Genomic DNA, 15,506 nt, shown 5'->3' on the forward strand with positions numbered 1-15,506 from the left:
TCCATGACGAATCAAATTCCTACGATCATCCTTAAACCCGGCAAGGAACGTGCGCTCCTTCGCCGTCATCCCTGGGTTTATGCAACCGGGGTTTCCAAAGTACTGGGAAAACCGAAGAGCGGTGAGACGGTCAGGATTCAAGACAGTAAAGGAAAATTCTTAGCCTGGGGCGCCTTCTCTCCTGAGTCTGCGCTCCGAGCACGCTGCTGGTCATTCCAAGAGGAAGACGTCATTGATGCGGCTTGGATCGAAGCCAGAGTCAAAGCGGCAATTGAGGCACGCAGCTGCCTGAGATCCCGTACCAATGCCATCCGTTTGATTTTCGGAGAAGCCGATTTCCTCCCGGGACTTATTGTTGACCAGTACAACAACCAAGTTGTCACACAGTTCCAGTCTGCAGGCGTCGAGTATTGGCGCTCTGTGATCGGTCAGGCATTGGTGAAATACACCGGATGCTCTCAGGTGTACGACCGTTCTGATGCCGCCACCCGAGCCCGTGAAGGACTCCCGGAGCGCAAGGAAGTCCTCGAAGGCGAAGAGCCGCCTCAGGAAGTCGAAATCGTGGAAGATGGAATCAAGTACGGTGTTGACGTTCGCATGGGACACAAAACCGGTTTTTACGTTGACCAGCGTGACAACCGCGCTTTAGCCCGCAGATTGGCAGAAGAATTCAAACGCGTGCACGGAAGAGGCATGAGAGCGCTCAACTGCTTCTGCTACACCGGCGGATTTTCGCTTGCGCTCAAAGCCGGAGGCGCCGAAGAAGTTGTCTCTATCGACTCTTCTGCCGACGCTCTGCAGATGGCTCAGGAAAATGCCAAACGCAACGGTTTTGACGACGGCTCAATGAAGTGGATCGAAGCAAACGTCTTTGAAGCACTGAGAGAATTCCGCGATAAAGGGGAACAATTTGATCTTGTCATTCTCGATCCTCCCAAGTTCGCATCCAGCCACCACCACGTCGACAAAGCCGCCCGCGCTTATAAAGACATCAACCTCAACGGACTGCGCATCCTAGCGCCCGGCGGTCAGCTGCTGACATTCTCCTGCTCCGGCGCCATTGACGTCGACCTGTTCCAAAAAATCGTGGCAGGCGCCGTCATCGACTCTCGCGTGGAAGCGTGGATGATGGCCCGTCTCGGAGCGGGGATAGACCATCCTCTGCTGATGACTCACCCTGAGGGTGAATACCTGAAGGGCTTGTACCTTCTCTCGCGAGGCCGGGTCTAGTCCCGAAAAAGGCAGAAAACTCAAATTTTCTGCCTTTTATCTTGTTGAAAACTAAAAAACTATTGCAATCTGCTCTAGGTTGCTGTATAACCCACTTTCCCTTATTGGTTGCTTGTAATTGAGAACCTATTTTTAATGCTCGGAGGGGCTATGGAAGACTTAATTCCGGTCACAATCATTACCGGTTTTTTGGGCGCAGGAAAAACCACGCTTCTTAACCGCATTCTCACCGAAGAACACGGTCAAAAGATAGCCGTCATCGAAAATGAATTCGGTGAAGAAAGCATCGACAATGATCTTCTCGTTCAAAGCGAAGATGAAGAGATCATCACGATGAACAACGGCTGCATTTGCTGCACCATTCGAGGCGACCTGGCTGAAAACCTCATCCGTCTGATGGAGCGTAAAAAGGAAGGAAAGGCCAATTTTGACCGCGTCATTATTGAAACGACCGGTCTTGCAGATCCGGGCCCTGTTGCTCAGACTTTCTTCATGGATGAAGAAGTTGCCCAGTTCTACATGGTTGACGGCGTCATCACAGTGGTAGACGCGGTGAACGGTCCGAGAACTCTGGACGAGCAGGCTCCTGCACAGGCTCAGGTCGGATTCGCCGACCGAATCCTCCTCTCCAAGGTTGATTTGGTTCCGCCTTCCGTCATTGAAGATTTATCTGATCGACTTCATCACATGAACCCGCGTGCTCCGATCGTGGAGTGCAACATGGGCAACGTCGACATCAAGGAAGTTCTCGACATTCGCGGCTTCAATCTCGACTCCGTTCTTGAGTTGGATCCCGACTTCTTAAAAGAAGCTCATGAAGAGGGAGAACACCATCACCATCATGAAGACGGCTGCACCTGCGGCTGCCACGACCATGATCATCATGATCACGATGATCACTGCGAGTGCGGAGATCATGATCACGATCATTGCGAATGCGGTCACCACCATCATCATGCACGCCATGATGACGAAATCGCCGCTTTCGTATTCGAGTCCGACAGACCGTTTGACCCGGCCCGACTCGACAACTATATGAGAACGCTCACCCAAGTTTACGGACCTGATATGTTGCGCTATAAAGGGGTGCTTTATATGACAGGTACGGATAGGAAAATGATTTTCCAGGGTGTGCATATGCTGATGGCGGCTGACCTGGGCAACCCCTGGGGCGACACGAAGCCGTCTACAAAAATGGTATTTATCGGCCGCCGCCTCCCAAAGAAGGCGATTATGCAAGGCTTGGAAACTTGCTTGGCTTAACCAAACCTGACTGCCTATAGGAGATGTATTCAATGGCGACAAAAAAGAAAACAACTGTCGAAACTGATAAACCGGCCAAGACAGTTAAGGCTGTAAAAACAACGGCGAAAACAACCGCCGCTAAACCTGCTGCAAAGGCTGTTAAGGAAACTAAGGCTCCGAAGACTGCCGCCTGCAATAAGGCTTTAAAGGAAGCTGCAGAGCTTGCTCCCCTGGTCCAGTCCGCTAAAGACGGAACCGGTGAAAACACATCTGTCGAAGATGCGCAGAAAGCTGCCGAATTCCTGATGAACAACTACGAAAAGAGTTCTGAGGAAAAGATCATTGTCGACGGCATCGTCATCCCGACCCAGGCCGAACTGCTCAACATGCCTGAGTCCGATTACATGAACGAAAGGCAGCAGGCTTTCTTCAAACATCTTTTGCGTGAACGCGAAGCTCAGCTCCGCAGCAACGCCGGCCAAACCGCAGAACATCTGCGTGACAACACCATCATTCCCGATATGGCCGACCGCGCCACAATCGAGGAAGAACACGCACTTGAACTGAGAACCCGCGACAGAGAAAGAAAGCTTCTGAAGAAGGTTCAGGAAGCGCTTCAGCGTCTGGAAAAAGGGGACTACGGCTGGTGCGAGGAGACAGGTGATCCTATCGGTATTCCCCGTCTGCTGGCCCGTCCTACCGCAACACTCTCTCTGGAAGCTCAGCAGAGACGCGAACTTCGCCAAAAGCTGTACGGTAACTAATACGGCCTAAAAATCAAAAGCCGGGCTTCCGCGAGGAGGTCCGGCTTTTCTTTTGACTTAGCGAGGTCAGTTCAGCGGCGTGGCCGAATAGTCACCTGCTTTTGCGAGAGCTGCATTGACGTCTTCAATCTTCAGCGGTTCCTTGACAGTAACCACTGCAATAGCCGGAGACAGCGTCACTTCAACTTTTTCGCAAAGAGGCTCTAAAGCCTTCTTTACGCGAGCAACACAATGCATGCAGTGAACACCGCTAAGTTCAAAACTTTGTTCCATATGATTTACTCCAATACGTATTCTCCTTGGGCATTCTAGTCTTCCACGGTGATACCATTCACTAACTTTGAACCCATTTTGTTGCTCGACTTCAATGAACACGCTTAACAGTCAGTTTGTTCCCGCGCAGTTAAAGGCGGAAATCCTTTCAGAGGCTCTTCCCTTTATTCAGAAATTTCACGGTAAGACGATTGTGATCAAATACGGCGGAAACGCCATGACGGAGGAAAGGCTGCAGAGAGCCTTTGCTCGTGATGTCGTGCTTTTGAAACTCGTCGGAATGAATCCTGTTATCGTCCACGGCGGCGGCCCTCAAATCGGCGATGCTCTGCGCCGAGTCGGAAAACAAAGCGAATTCATTCAGGGCATGCGCGTCACTGATGCAGAAACCATGGAAGTCGTGGAATGGGTCTTAGGCGGACAAGTCCAAGGAGACTTAGTCACGCTGATCAACAGCTTCGGCGGCCAAGCCGTCGGCCTAACCGGCAAAGACGGCGGTCTCATTCGCGCGAAAAAGCTCAAACTGCAGGATATTCACGATCCGACGGTCTTCTATGATGTCGGTCAGGTCGGTGAGATCGAATCCATCAATCCCGCTGTCGTCAAAGCACTTCAGGATGACGCCTTTATCCCGGTGATTTCACCGATCGGCGTCGGAGATGATGAGCTCTCATATAACATCAATGCAGATGTGGTCGCAGGCAAGATGGCCGAAACACTCAAGGCGGAAAAGCTCGTCATGCTGACCAATACGCCCGGCGTGCTCGACAAAGAAGGAAACTTAATTACCGGTCTCACCTCCCAAGAGATTGACGCTTTATTTGCCGACGGTACAATCTCGGGCGGTATGTACCCGAAGATTTCTTCAGCGCTCCAGGCCGCCAGAAACGGCGTAAAAGCGGTTCATATCATTGACGGCCGCGTTGATCACTGCCTGCTGCTGGAAATTCTGACCCCGCAGGGCGTGGGTACGATGATTAAAGGCTAAAACAAAAGTATTTTATGGACGTGTCAACCGAAACAAAAAGCAGAAAAAAATCCTCCGACCGCAAACTGGAGATTCTGCGCACTCTCGTCCGAATGATGACGGAGTCGGAGAATAAGCACATCACGACAAAGTCTTTGGCGGCTGCAATCGGCATATCGGAGGCAGCGCTTTATCGCCATTTCCCGAGCAAAGCCAAGATGTACGAAGAGATCATCGGCTTTGCCGAGAACTATGTCATGACAGCGGTAAACAACATCTCCTCGTCGGAATATTCCGGATTGGAACAGGCTAAAAAGCTCTTCTTGGCCCTCGTTGACATCAAGGCCAAAGAACCGGGACTTGTTTTCCTGTTCTGTGGTGACTCTTTGACCTCCGAGGATCCGCGCTTACAAGGAGAACTTAATCGGTTCTACGGTCAGCTCCAGGCCGTCTTTAAGCAGTCTCTCAGACTGGCCGTTGCTCAGGAAGAAGTTCCCGAAGGCTACGACGTGCTGACGCGCGCCAATATGCTCGTTGCCCTTATCCTTGGCCACTGGCTGAGATTTGCAAAGAGAGACGCCTCGGGCGGCGCTGTCGATCCGGAGAAGCAGGTCTACCTCGTCCTCGGAAAATAACTTTCGCTCCTAAAAACGACGGCCTCGGATTTTCCGAGGCCGTGTTGTTTTGTGATGGTTCCTGCTATTTGACAGGTTCAATCTTCATCTTGATACCGCCTTCCAGCTGGATTTCCTGAGTTCCGGCAGCAGACTGATTCTTCTTCGCGTCTTCCTTCTTCAGGTAGGCAATGGCCTGATTGAGCTGATAGTCATCAGGATCACCGTACTTGTAGAACTTGGGCGCTTTCTTCGGCTTAGAAGAAATCGGCTCTACGGTTTCTTTAATCCCGGAGGCATCAGGCTTGGCTTCCGCAGCGGGCTTAGCTGCCTTTGCTTTATCGTCCTTAGTTTCCGGGACTTCCAAGTGGTTTGCCAGATCTGCCTCACGAATGTCGAGGTCAAGGAAGTTTCCTTCGGCGGTATCTTTGACTTCAACGTCAGGAGAAATTCCTTTGGCCTGAATTGAACGGCCGCTCGGCGTGAAGTAGCGGGCAGTCGTGAGTTTGATAGCGGTATTTTTCGCTTCTCCGCGCAGAGGGATCACTGTTTGTACGGAACCCTTTCCGAAGGATTTCGTCCCCATGATCGTGGCTCTCTTATGATCCTGCAGGGCGCCGGCCACAATCTCACTGGCACTTGCGCTGGCTCCGTTCACGAGAACGACAATCGGCATGGTCTTGGTAATCGCGGGCAGCTTGGCAATAGCCGCATCTTCGCGCACCACCTGGTAATCCTGCGGGGTCGTGAGGAACTCCTTCTTGGCGTCTGCCGTTTGACCCTTGGTGGACACGACGAGCGTTCCCTTCGGAAGGAAAGCAGCAGACACACCGATTGCAGCATTTAGCAGTCCGCCCGGATCGTTGCGAAGGTCAAGCACCAAACCGTTCTTCAGATTGCCGCTCTTATTCAGAGCATCCAGCGCTTTAGCGAGCTCGCTCGCGGTACGCTCCTGGAACTGAGAGACACGGATGTAGCCCATGTGATCATCTAAGGGCTTCGATTTAACCGACTTGACCTTGATCACGGCACGAACGAGCTTAACCGTAATCGGAGTTGAAGAACCTTTGCGAAGCACGGTCAGTTCAATCGGAGTATCCGGCTTTCCGCGCATCATTTTCACGGAGTCATTGAGAGGAAGATCCTTAACGATCTTTCCGTCAATTTTGAAAATAATGTCCCCTGCACGCATATGAGCCCGCGCTGCAGGCGTATCGTCGATCGGAGAAATAACTTTGACACCGGAAGGGTCGGAACTCACTTCAAGACCCAAACCGCCGAATTCTCCCGTGGTGCCTTCCTGAAGTTCGTTGAACGCGTTTTCATCAAGGTAGGCAGAATGAGGATCAAGCCCCTGAAGCATTCCGGAGATAGCTTCTTTCATGAGCTTTTTATCCTCAACGGGATCAACGTAGTACTGCTTTACCGCACCGTAGATATCAGTGAACTGTCTGATTTCATCGAGAGGAAGAACCGTTCTGGCTGCCCTCTCAGGAGCTGCGAGAGAGGCACTGATAAGTGCTCCGGCAATCATGCCTCCGGTCACCAGAAGCAGACCGCGTACGCTATTTTTCATAACTTTTGATTTCGTTAAATTATTTCTTTTAATCAAAGAATTGTAAGACTATCAAATATTGAGCCAACCCGTTGGGTCAATTGGTTTCCCATTGTGACGCAATTCAAAATATAAAACCGAAACCGCGCCTTCATTTTTCCCGGCTCGAGAAATCACATCACCGGCCTTAACTTTGTCTCCGATGTCTTTTTCCAACGTTGCATTGTTGCCATAGACAGTGAAGTAACCGGCGCCGTGATCCAAAATGATCAGGTTTCCGTAGCCTCTCAGGTAATCGGCAAAAACCACCTTGCCGTCCCGTACTGCGTGTACACCTTCATCTCGAGTGACACTGAATACGGTTCCCTGCCATCGATCCGTCTTTCCGGAGACGGTGCGTTTCTCTCCGAAACGCGCAACAACTTTACCCGGTACCGGATTCATGCGCGGACCGGTTGATACGAGAGCCTTCTGCGGCGCCGGAACCGAAGCAGTCTTGGTTTGCTTGCCGCTGCGCTTTGCTGCGGCAGCTGCTCGTCTTTGGGCTGCTTTCTGGGCCTCTGCTTCTTTGCGCTGAAGCGATGCCACTAAGCTTCCCAAACGTTTTTCGTCGTTCTGAAGTCGTTTAAGCGTCATCGTTTGCGAGGCGAGTTCTCGGTTGAGTTTTGCCGCCGTCAACTGACGCTCTCTTCGCTCCTTAGTCAGACGAGTCTGTTCGCTGCGCTCTTCCTGTAAAGTCTTTTGGAGCGAATCACTGGTACGCTTCGATCGCTCGAGCGCCCGACTGAGTTCTTTCTGATTCTTTTCCAGCCGATGAATAGACTCCGTAGACTTTTTCGCCAGCAAAGACAGCATCATGTGGGTCCGCGCCTTCTGATTGGGATCTGACGCAGCCCACTGAGGCTGTCGCTCCAGGGTCAGCAGCTCCAGTCTCTGTCGGTTGATTTCTTCAAGAATTTTCTGCTCATGAGAAAGTTCGTTTTCCAGCCCAAGCACGGTCTTTTCCTGGCTCTTCAGCGTCCGCTCGGATTTTGCCCGCTCGCGCCTCAGCTTCTGCAGAGACTGCCGAACTTCTCGGATTTTGACTTCCGACTGCTTCATCTCCTCTTCAAGTTTTTTCTTGACAGAGCTTTTCTGAGAGATAGAAGAACGCACTTCCTCAATTCGGTTTTGCGTTTCTGCTCTACGTGCCTCGATGGCCGTCTTATCGGCAGCAGGCCTGCGGGAAGCGGCTTTTGAAGTACTTGTCGCTTTACGGACAGCAAGCTGCTTTGCTGTCTTTTTAGGCACTTTCTTAGAGACCTGTTTTTGTGTCGTCCGAGCTTTTGTCGTTTGCTTTGCTGCAGACACAGAACGTCCCTGCGGCTCGGGGGCCGCATAAACGGTCTGGAAAGCAAAGGCAGCCAAAGCGAGCAAAACCGCCGTGGCTGCCGAAAAACGAATTCTCATCAGAATGAGTTTTATTTGCCGGCCTTACCCTGAGCCGCTACTGCTGCCATCTTCTGCTTGATCGCTTCCTGGTCGCCCAAATAGTAGCTGCGGATCGGACGCATATTTTCATCAAGCTCATAGACCAGAGGCACTGCGGTCGGAACATTCACGCCCACAATGTCCTTGTCGGAAATATTGTCCAGATGCTTAATCAGAGAACGCAAAGAGTTGCCGTGAGCAGTGATCAAAATCTTGCGGCCCGCTTTAATGTTCGGGACGATTTCGTTTTCCCAATAAGGAACGACTCGGGCAACGGTATCTGCCAGGCATTCGGTCAGCGGAAGCTCTTCGGCAGGAACATGCTTGTAGCGGGGATCAAATCCGGGCCACATAGGATTGTCTTTTTCCAGAGCAGGAGGCGGAACGTCGTAGGAGCGTCTCCAAATCAGCACTTGTTCGTCGCCGAAGTTGGCAGCCGTTTCTTTCTTATTTAAACCTTGGAGTGCGCCGTAATGACGTTCGTTAAGGCGCCAGTCATGGATGACCGGAAGATACATGGCATCGAGCTTATCGAGCGTAATCCACAGTGTGCGAATGGCTCTCTTTAACACGGAGGTATAGCAAAGATCGAATTCATAGCCTTCGGCCTTCAAGATTTCACCGGCGCGGGCAGCTTCTTCGCGGCCTTTCTCCGTCAAATCAACATCGACCCAACCTGTAAAACGATTTTCGAGGTTCCACTGGCTTTCGCCGTGGCGCATTAAAACGATTTTGTACATGGTCACTTCCAAGCAAGTACTGACAAAAGAATAATTTTAGCAGTGCAGGACGGCGATACAGCCGTCCAAGAAAAAAGCCGGAAAAAACTTCTTCTAATTCTCAGGGATTCAAATATTTATTTGGATTACGAAGTTCAGTTGGATATAATCCCCTCTTTAGCATCCTCAAGGCTTTGCCCGAGGACCCAAGGTTTACTATTTTTGCTTCTCTCAACATGGATTTCATTACTGAAAACATTCTGCTGATCATTACGTTTGTAGGTTCGGCAATCCTTTTGGCTTTTCCGTCTCTTTCCAAATCCAAAAATTCAGGATTAAGTCCCGCCGAAGTTGTCATCCAGGTAAATGACAAAGATGCTCAGCTCGTTGACGTTAGAACTCCGAATGAATACTCCAAAGGCTCTTTAGCCGGAGCGGTTAACATCCCGGCGGCCGATTTGGTTTCCCGCATCGACACACTGGATAAAAACCGTCCCGTGATCCTCGTCACACAAAACGGCAGGCGTGCTCAGCAGGAACTCAAGCAGTTTAAGAGCAAGGGCTTCTCCGACGTCTATGTCTTGGAAGGCGGCCTCGTTGCTTGGCAGGCGGCTAAGCTTCCGCTCACAGGATTGGAAATCAATCGCCGCAGTAACAAGAAGAAAAAGGCCTAAGGCCCGCTGGATTTACAACTTAACTCTACTTATCTGTAAAGGATTAAAAATGGCAGAAAACGAAAACACAACTCCTGAAGCAGCACCTCAGGAAGAAGCTCCTCAGTTTGCCGTTCAGCGCATTTACCTGAAAGACGCTTCTCTCGAAATGCCGAATGCTCCCGAGATCTTCCTAGCTCCCGAAGCTCCTCAGGTCGACATCCAGCTCGATGTCTCCGAACACGCTTTGGCTCAGCCCGATCTCTATGAAGTCGTCGTTCGTGCCACCGTCACCGCCAAGACCAAAATCAATAACGAAGACAGAACCGTCTTCTTGGTTGAATGCAAACAGGCCGGTATCTTCCTTCTGAAGGGCTTCCAGGAAGAACACAAGACTATGGTTCTCGGCATTACCTGCCCGTCCACAATCTACCCGTACCTCCGCAGCAATGTCTCTGATCTTCTGACCCGTGCAGGCATGCCGCCGGTCTACTTGGGCGAAATTAACTTTGAAGCCTACTTTGCTCAGAGAATGCAGGAGCAGCAGGCCGCTGCAGCTGCTGAAGACAAGACCGTTCAGTAATCAACTGTTCTGTTAGTTCGAAAAGCCGTCCTCATTGATTTGAAGACGGCTTTTTTGCGCCTGCAGCTTTAGATGCCGCCTTCAAAGCCGCACTGACGCCAGGCTTCATAGACGGTAATCGCAACGGAATTCGATAAATTTAGGGAGCGGTTGTTGGGACGCATCGGCAGCCGAACCATATGCGCAGGATCAAATAAAGCCCTGACTTCCTGCGGAAGTCCCGATCCTTCCGAGCCGAAAACAAACCAGTCTCCGGGCTTAAAGCTCACTTCCTGAACCAGCTGCTGAGCTTTGGTTGTCATCGCAAACATTCGGTCCCGATCGGGTTTTTCTGCTTCAAGGAAAGCCTCATAACTTGGGAAGCGCTTGATATCCGCATATTCCCAATAATCCAGCCCGGCCCGCTTCATATGCTTGTCCTCAAAGTTAAAACCTAAAGGCTCAATCAAATAAAGCTTGCATCCTGTATTCGCAGACAAGCGAATAATGTTTCCTGTGTTGGGCGGAATTTCCGGGTGGACTAAAACAATATTAAACATCCTTGTCTTCTTTCAAATAAGTTTTCAAGGTCGCAAAAGCCTTTTTCTCCAGCTGTCTTACTCTCTCCTGGCTCACGCCCATTTCTTTGGCGAGATCTGCCAGCGTCGCGCCTTTGCTGCCGTCCTGATCGTTATACAGCCAGCGGGCTTCGATAATGCGTCTCGAGCGGTCATCCAGTTTTTTAACGGCTTCCGGAAGACGATTTTCGATCGTATTTTCGTATGCGCCGCGGGCGATCGTGTTTTCGGGTGTATCCCGCTCGTCCGTCAGCCATTCCGACGGGGCCATACCTTCATCTGTACCACCGCTCGGTTCATCGATTTCGACATCCGAACCAAGCATTCGCTTTTCCATCTCAAAAACTTCAGACGGTTTTACGTCCAGTGTTTCGGCAATTTTTTCCGCTTCGCTGGTACCGAGAAGCTTGGTGTCGTCCTTTAGCTTACGCAAATTAAAAAACAGTTTGCGCTGTGACTTGGTCGTGGCAACTTTAACGAGGCGCCAATTACGGAGAACATATTCCTGAATTTCAGATTTAATCCAGGTCATTGCGAAAGTCACCAAACGCGCACCGTTGTTCGGATTGAAACGTTTGACGGCTTTCATTAAACCGATATTTCCCTCTTGAATCAGATCGCCGAACGGAAGTCCGTAGCCTTGATATTGGCGGGCAATGGAAATTACAAGACGCAGGTGGGACATCACCAGTTCCCCCGCGGCTTCCATATCTCCGTGCTCCTGAAGCCGCACAGCCAGCTCGTGCTCGCGCTCGGCACTCAGAATCGGAGCCTTATTGGCGGCCCGGATATATTCCTCCAGCGAACCGAGCGATGCATCGGGTATCGCAAGCGGGGTCGGTTTGTAGGGGGCAAGAGCCGTGCTCGGGCCCTTTTTCTTTTCATCTGTTGTCATCGAGGAAAATTGTAATCCTCAAGTCAAGCCTTAGAACGTACGCGGGGAAGTTGCCCCGGCAATAAAGTACGAGACGATCACGCTCAACAAGATGGTCGCCAAGGAAACAGACAGATAAACGGCGGCAAAAACAGACCAATGCGGCATCAGCGTCAGCTCAAAAGCTTCTTCGAGCAAGGGGACCGAGGTAAGCGTCGTCGCCAAAAGCAAGACACCTCCGATAATGCACCCGAGCAGCGAACTCAAAGCTGCTGCTATCATCTGCGGACCGCGGACCGCCCAGTCGCTCGCGCCCAACATCAAAAGCAGCTCTCTTTCGCTGCGTAAGAACGCAGAGAGCCTGAGTGAGTTCTGGAAGATCAGCAGGCAAACCAGCGTTACAGCTGGCGCCCCGAAAGCAAACATGCCTAGCGCAATAGCCTCTCTGAGCGAGTGGCGTTTCTTGATCCAGTCAAGATTGGCAGTTACGCCCTCAACGCCCTTTACTTTTTCGATGGCTTTAACCGCTCCTTCGATATCGATGTAGCGTGTATCCAATGGAAACTGCAGAGCCAATATGGTCGGTATTTTTTTCCTGTCTCCGACGAGCTTCAATATATCTTTTTCTAAAACGTCGGTCGGCTTTATTTCTCTAAGCTCGGTAATCGGCGCAAGCGCACGAATCTGTTCCTGTGCCTTTTTGCGCTGGGCATCGGTTAAGGAAGGGTCTAAGAAAACACTTGCTTCGTCTCCCATGACGCCGCGGTGGCTGTCATAGAAACAATAAAAACTCAGTGCTATCTGGCCCAACAGACAAAGTGCCAGAGAAAAAACCACGACGACAAAAATAAAACGCTTCAGGTTGGCTTGAATCGGCCTGCGCACACGGTCTCGCATTGTGATCATCTTTTCTCTCCCGAGAGCTCAACACAACGCAGAGCAGCAATCTCAAACGGAAGCATGTAGCTTGATGTCATCACAATCGGATAACCGACTTGGCTGAGCTTGGTGCAAATATAGAGAAACTCTTCCTGAGCCTGATCATCCAGCCCTTCCAGCGGAGAGTCCGCAAGGATCAAACGGGGCTGGTTAACCAAAGAGCGGGCAATGACAACACGCTTTTTTACGCCCACGGAAAGGCTTTCAGCCCTGGCGTTTAAATAAGGATCCAAACCGCAGAGAGACGCACTTTCCAGTGCGTTCCGTTTAGCGTCGGCCGCGCTCTTTCCCAAAAGCTGAGCCGTCAAAACCAGGCCTTCCAAAACGGTGTAGCCGTTTAAGAGAACCGGATCAGACGGGATTAGCCCCAATCCGGCCCGCCAAGCCCTTTTTTGGCGCTCGCTCATCTTCGTCAGACGCTTGCCCTCAAGGAATACCTCGCCCACGCGCGGAACTCTCAAGGCGGCCATTAAGTTGAGAAGGTACGACTTACCCGAACCGTTGGGTCCCAGAAGGAGAACAAACTCTCCGTCAGAAATCTCCAGCGTTACCGTTCCTTTGGTTTGGTTGTTCCAATCATTAATCGGAACGTCGACCATTCTCACTATCGTCTTCATCGCGCTATCAAGTCAAATTGGTAATCAACTTTGGCCCAGGTAGCCTTTTCTTCTTCAAGCAAATACTCGACCACAGGATGATCTTTCAGCCATGCTCTCGGAACATAAAGACAGAAGGAATGCCCATGGAATGTCGCTTCCAATTCCGGCAGCTCAATCTCCTGGCGAGCATGCGCAACAATAGTGGCTATCCGTAAGCAGAACAGCAGCTCGGCGTTCTGTTTGGTCGCAAGCAGCATTTCAACTTTTTTCAGGTTACCGCGGTGCCCGAGTACCAAGGCCGCCAATTTTTCCTGTTCAGGTCTGGAAAAGCCCGCAATATCGCTGTTTTTGATCAAATATTCGCTGTGTTTATGATAATCGCTGCGCGAGAGGGTTAATCCCGTTTCATGCAAATCAGCCACCCATCTCAGGAACCTTGCACTGTCTTCGGAAGCATGAGGAGACATGGTTTTGAGTAGGTTCACAGCTATGTCGCCGACACGCTTAGCCTGCTCCTTGTCCGCATGGAACGCGTTCATCATTCGCTCGACGGACGCCTCCCGAGGATCACGCTGCAGTTTTCGTCCGGCAAGATCGTACAAGATGCCGTACCGAAGCGCACCGTCGGCAACCTTCATAACATCAATCTTGAGTTTTTTGAAAACCGCGATCAAAACCGCAATGCCGCCCGCGAGCACCTCTCGGCGGTCCTCTTTCAGCCCGTCGAACTTGATCTTGTCGATGCTTTCGGCATGGATAACTTTGTCCTTGAGCTGTTCAAGCGCATAAAGAGTGATCGAGCCGTCGGTAATCCTGAGCGCAGCCAAAATGGAAGAAACGGCACTGACGGTACCAGACGAGCCGAACGCTTCCTGCCAGTTTCCTTTAACAAACCTATATTCGCTGCCGTCCAGAACGGAAGCGGCAGACAAAATGGCGCGCTCCATGCTTTGTGCGGTAATTTTGCGGTCTTTAAAGAAAGTCACCGAGGTATTGACGCAGCCCACGTGGAAGGACTCACCTTCGATCATCTCGTGGCCGCGTCCGATCACGCACTCGGTCGAGGCACCTCCGATATCCACGATCAGTCGGGTTTCGTCCGAGGGCGGAAGCGCAAAGCTGCAGCCTTGGAATACAAGTCTCGCTTCTTCTTTGCCTCGAAGGATTTCAACCTTACAGTCAAGAATCTTTTCTGCGCGCTCAATGAACTCTTGTGAGTTTTTTGCGGCTCTAAGCGTTTGAGTACCGACAGCACGGATATGATTTCTCGGCATCCCGCGAATCTTTTCCGCGATGCGGGCCAGGGCGTTAAGTCCTCTGTTCTGGGCCTCGGGCGTCAGATTGCCGTCTTTATCGATTCCTGCCGCCAAACGTATCGTTTCTTTCCAGCTGCCTTCGGTAATAATGCGCTCGCCTTCAACTCGGGCAATTTCCAGACGGAAGCTGTTGCTTCCCAAGTCTATCGCTGCAAGCTTCATTCTTTTTTCCCGCCGATCTGATCTAAACCGACCAGAGCTGCCGCAAATTCATCGGCTTTGAAAGGCTGAAGGTCGTCAATGGTCTCGCCCACACCGATGTAATAGATCGGCAGCGGTTTTTCGCGAGAATTTGCCAGGGCCACAAGGACGCCGCCTTTGGCCGTACCGTCGAGCTTAGTAATGATCAATCCGGTAAGGCCGGCCGCCTCATCAAATGCCTTGGCCTGCATTAAAGCGTTCTGGCCGTTCGTACCGTCCAGCACGAGAATCACTTCATGCGGAGCCCCTTCCATTGCCTTTCCCTGAACCTTACGGATTCGGGCAAGTTCATTCATTAAATTCGTCTGTGTCGGAAGTCTTCCTGCGGTGTCGACCATCACGATATCCATGCCTTTTTTACGACCGGAAGAAATGGCGTCGTAAGCCACAGAAGCGGGATCTCCTTTTTCCTGCGAAATTACCTCGATTTGATTGCGATCACCCCAGACAGCCAGTTGCTCCTTTGCGGCCGCTCTAAACGTATCTGCGGCTGCCAGAAGAACTTTTTTGTTCAGCTGGGCAAAATGCTTCGCTAACTTACCGATTGTCGTCGTTTTGCCGGCACCGTTAACGCCGCACATCATGATGACAAGCGGCTTATGTTCATCGAAATTCAGGGACGCTTCACACGGTCTCAGGATATCTGCAATGATCTCTTTGAGGGCGACTTTCACTTCGTCCTGTGTTTTGAGGCCTTTCAGCTTAATTCTTTCTCTCAGCCGCTCAAGAATCAGAGCGCTGGTCTCCACGCCGATGTCGGCGGAAATCATTTGGAATTCCAAATCTTCCAAGAACGCTTCATCAACGACACCGCCGGTAAAAATACCGACCAAGTTGACTTGTGTTTTTCTTAAACCTTGCTTTAACCGGGCGAACCAACCCGTTTTCTCTTTTGTTTCACTCATTGGCGTACGTTTTGAATAAAATTCACTTATTTCAACACGAGA

The 15,506-nt window shown here is 51.1% G+C and carries 17 protein-coding genes; 7 read left to right on the forward strand and 10 right to left on the reverse strand.

Features of this window, described 5'->3' with window-relative positions; genetic code table 11:
* The first annotated feature begins 3 nt into the window (after nt 1–3).
* From HMPREF9439_RS01465 to dksA, 3 genes are all read left to right on the forward strand, one after another.
* The gene (locus HMPREF9439_RS01465) at nt 4–1,230 is read left to right on the forward strand and encodes a class I SAM-dependent rRNA methyltransferase (RefSeq protein ID WP_008810251.1); all 1,227 of its coding nucleotides are present in this window, start codon (nt 4–6) and stop codon (nt 1,228–1,230) included.
* A 150-nt stretch (nt 1,231–1,380) separates the two neighbouring features.
* Nucleotides 1,381–2,493, forward strand: a complete 1,113-nt coding sequence (locus HMPREF9439_RS01470; RefSeq protein WP_008810252.1) for a CobW family GTP-binding protein — start codon at nt 1,381–1,383, stop codon at nt 2,491–2,493.
* A gap of 284 nt (nt 2,494–2,777) precedes the next feature.
* Complete coding sequence (gene dksA, locus HMPREF9439_RS13580) at nt 2,778–3,239, forward strand: RNA polymerase-binding protein DksA (protein ID WP_008810253.1); 462 nt, start codon at nt 2,778–2,780, stop codon at nt 3,237–3,239.
* Between the two features lie 66 nt (nt 3,240–3,305).
* On the opposite strand, the gene HMPREF9439_RS01480 is transcribed toward dksA, so the two are convergent.
* Nucleotides 3,306–3,512, reverse strand: coding sequence for a heavy-metal-associated domain-containing protein (locus HMPREF9439_RS01480; RefSeq protein WP_008810254.1), 207 nt, complete (start codon nt 3,510–3,512; stop codon nt 3,306–3,308).
* A 94-nt stretch (nt 3,513–3,606) separates the two neighbouring features.
* On the opposite strand from HMPREF9439_RS01480, the gene argB reads away from it, so the two are divergent.
* A complete protein-coding gene (argB, locus tag HMPREF9439_RS01485; protein ID WP_008810255.1) occupies nt 3,607–4,500 on the forward strand; it encodes an acetylglutamate kinase in 894 nt (297 codons plus the stop codon).
* Nucleotides 4,501–4,514: 14 nt separating this feature from the next.
* Nucleotides 4,515–5,114: a nucleoid occlusion factor SlmA gene (slmA, locus tag HMPREF9439_RS01490; RefSeq protein WP_008810256.1), complete on the forward strand. Its 600-nt coding sequence runs from the start codon at nt 4,515–4,517 to the stop codon at nt 5,112–5,114.
* 64 nt (nt 5,115–5,178) lie between these two features.
* Here the strand turns inward: slmA and HMPREF9439_RS01495 are convergent, their stop codons facing one another.
* From HMPREF9439_RS01495 to gpmA, 3 genes are read right to left on the reverse strand one after another with little or no spacing between them, the layout of a single operon-like run.
* Entirely contained in the window at nt 5,179–6,669 is a 1,491-nt protein-coding gene (locus HMPREF9439_RS01495) for a S41 family peptidase (protein ID WP_008863437.1), read from the reverse strand.
* 51 nt (nt 6,670–6,720) lie between these two features.
* On the reverse strand, nt 6,721–8,097 hold the full coding sequence (locus HMPREF9439_RS01500; protein ID WP_008810258.1) for a murein hydrolase activator EnvC family protein: 1,377 nt from the start codon (nt 8,095–8,097) through the stop codon (nt 6,721–6,723).
* A gap of 11 nt (nt 8,098–8,108) precedes the next feature.
* A complete protein-coding gene (gpmA, locus tag HMPREF9439_RS01505; protein WP_008810259.1) occupies nt 8,109–8,858 on the reverse strand; it encodes a 2,3-diphosphoglycerate-dependent phosphoglycerate mutase in 750 nt (249 codons plus the stop codon).
* A gap of 215 nt (nt 8,859–9,073) precedes the next feature.
* On the opposite strand from gpmA, the gene HMPREF9439_RS01510 reads away from it, so the two are divergent.
* Nucleotides 9,074–9,511, forward strand: coding sequence for a rhodanese-like domain-containing protein (locus tag HMPREF9439_RS01510; protein WP_008863439.1), 438 nt, complete (start codon nt 9,074–9,076; stop codon nt 9,509–9,511).
* 49 nt (nt 9,512–9,560) lie between these two features.
* The gene (secB, locus tag HMPREF9439_RS01515; protein ID WP_008810261.1) at nt 9,561–10,073 is read left to right on the forward strand and encodes a protein-export chaperone SecB; all 513 of its coding nucleotides are present in this window, start codon (nt 9,561–9,563) and stop codon (nt 10,071–10,073) included.
* Nucleotides 10,074–10,141: 68 nt separating this feature from the next.
* Here the strand turns inward: secB and trmL are convergent, their stop codons facing one another.
* From trmL to ftsY, 6 genes are read right to left on the reverse strand one after another with little or no spacing between them, the layout of a single operon-like run.
* The gene (gene trmL / locus HMPREF9439_RS01520) at nt 10,142–10,612 is read right to left on the reverse strand and encodes a tRNA (uridine(34)/cytosine(34)/5-carboxymethylaminomethyluridine(34)-2'-O)-methyltransferase TrmL (RefSeq protein ID WP_008810262.1); all 471 of its coding nucleotides are present in this window, start codon (nt 10,610–10,612) and stop codon (nt 10,142–10,144) included.
* Nucleotides 10,605–11,525 (reverse strand): RNA polymerase sigma factor RpoH, encoded by a 921-nt coding sequence (gene rpoH, locus HMPREF9439_RS01525; protein WP_008810263.1) that lies wholly within the window; start codon nt 11,523–11,525, stop codon nt 10,605–10,607. Before rpoH ends, trmL begins: the two co-directional genes overlap by 8 nt.
* A gap of 30 nt (nt 11,526–11,555) precedes the next feature.
* Nucleotides 11,556–12,410, reverse strand: a complete 855-nt coding sequence (locus HMPREF9439_RS01530) for a cell division protein FtsX (RefSeq protein WP_008810264.1) — start codon at nt 12,408–12,410, stop codon at nt 11,556–11,558.
* On the reverse strand, nt 12,407–13,060 hold the full coding sequence (locus HMPREF9439_RS01535; RefSeq protein ID WP_008810265.1) for an ATP-binding cassette domain-containing protein: 654 nt from the start codon (nt 13,058–13,060) through the stop codon (nt 12,407–12,409). The genes HMPREF9439_RS01530 and HMPREF9439_RS01535 overlap by 4 nt, the downstream gene beginning before the upstream one ends.
* On the reverse strand, nt 13,057–14,520 hold the full coding sequence (locus HMPREF9439_RS01540) for a Ppx/GppA phosphatase family protein (protein ID WP_008863440.1): 1,464 nt from the start codon (nt 14,518–14,520) through the stop codon (nt 13,057–13,059). Before HMPREF9439_RS01540 ends, HMPREF9439_RS01535 begins: the two co-directional genes overlap by 4 nt.
* Complete coding sequence (gene ftsY, locus HMPREF9439_RS01545) at nt 14,517–15,464, reverse strand: signal recognition particle-docking protein FtsY (protein WP_008810267.1); 948 nt, start codon at nt 15,462–15,464, stop codon at nt 14,517–14,519. Before ftsY ends, HMPREF9439_RS01540 begins: the two co-directional genes overlap by 4 nt.
* Between the last annotated feature and the right edge of the window lie 42 nt (nt 15,465–15,506).

Origin of the sequence: Parasutterella excrementihominis YIT 11859, from assembly GCF_000205025.1 — a bacterium.
Taxonomy (GTDB): Bacteria; Pseudomonadota; Gammaproteobacteria; order Burkholderiales; family Burkholderiaceae_F; genus Parasutterella; species Parasutterella excrementihominis.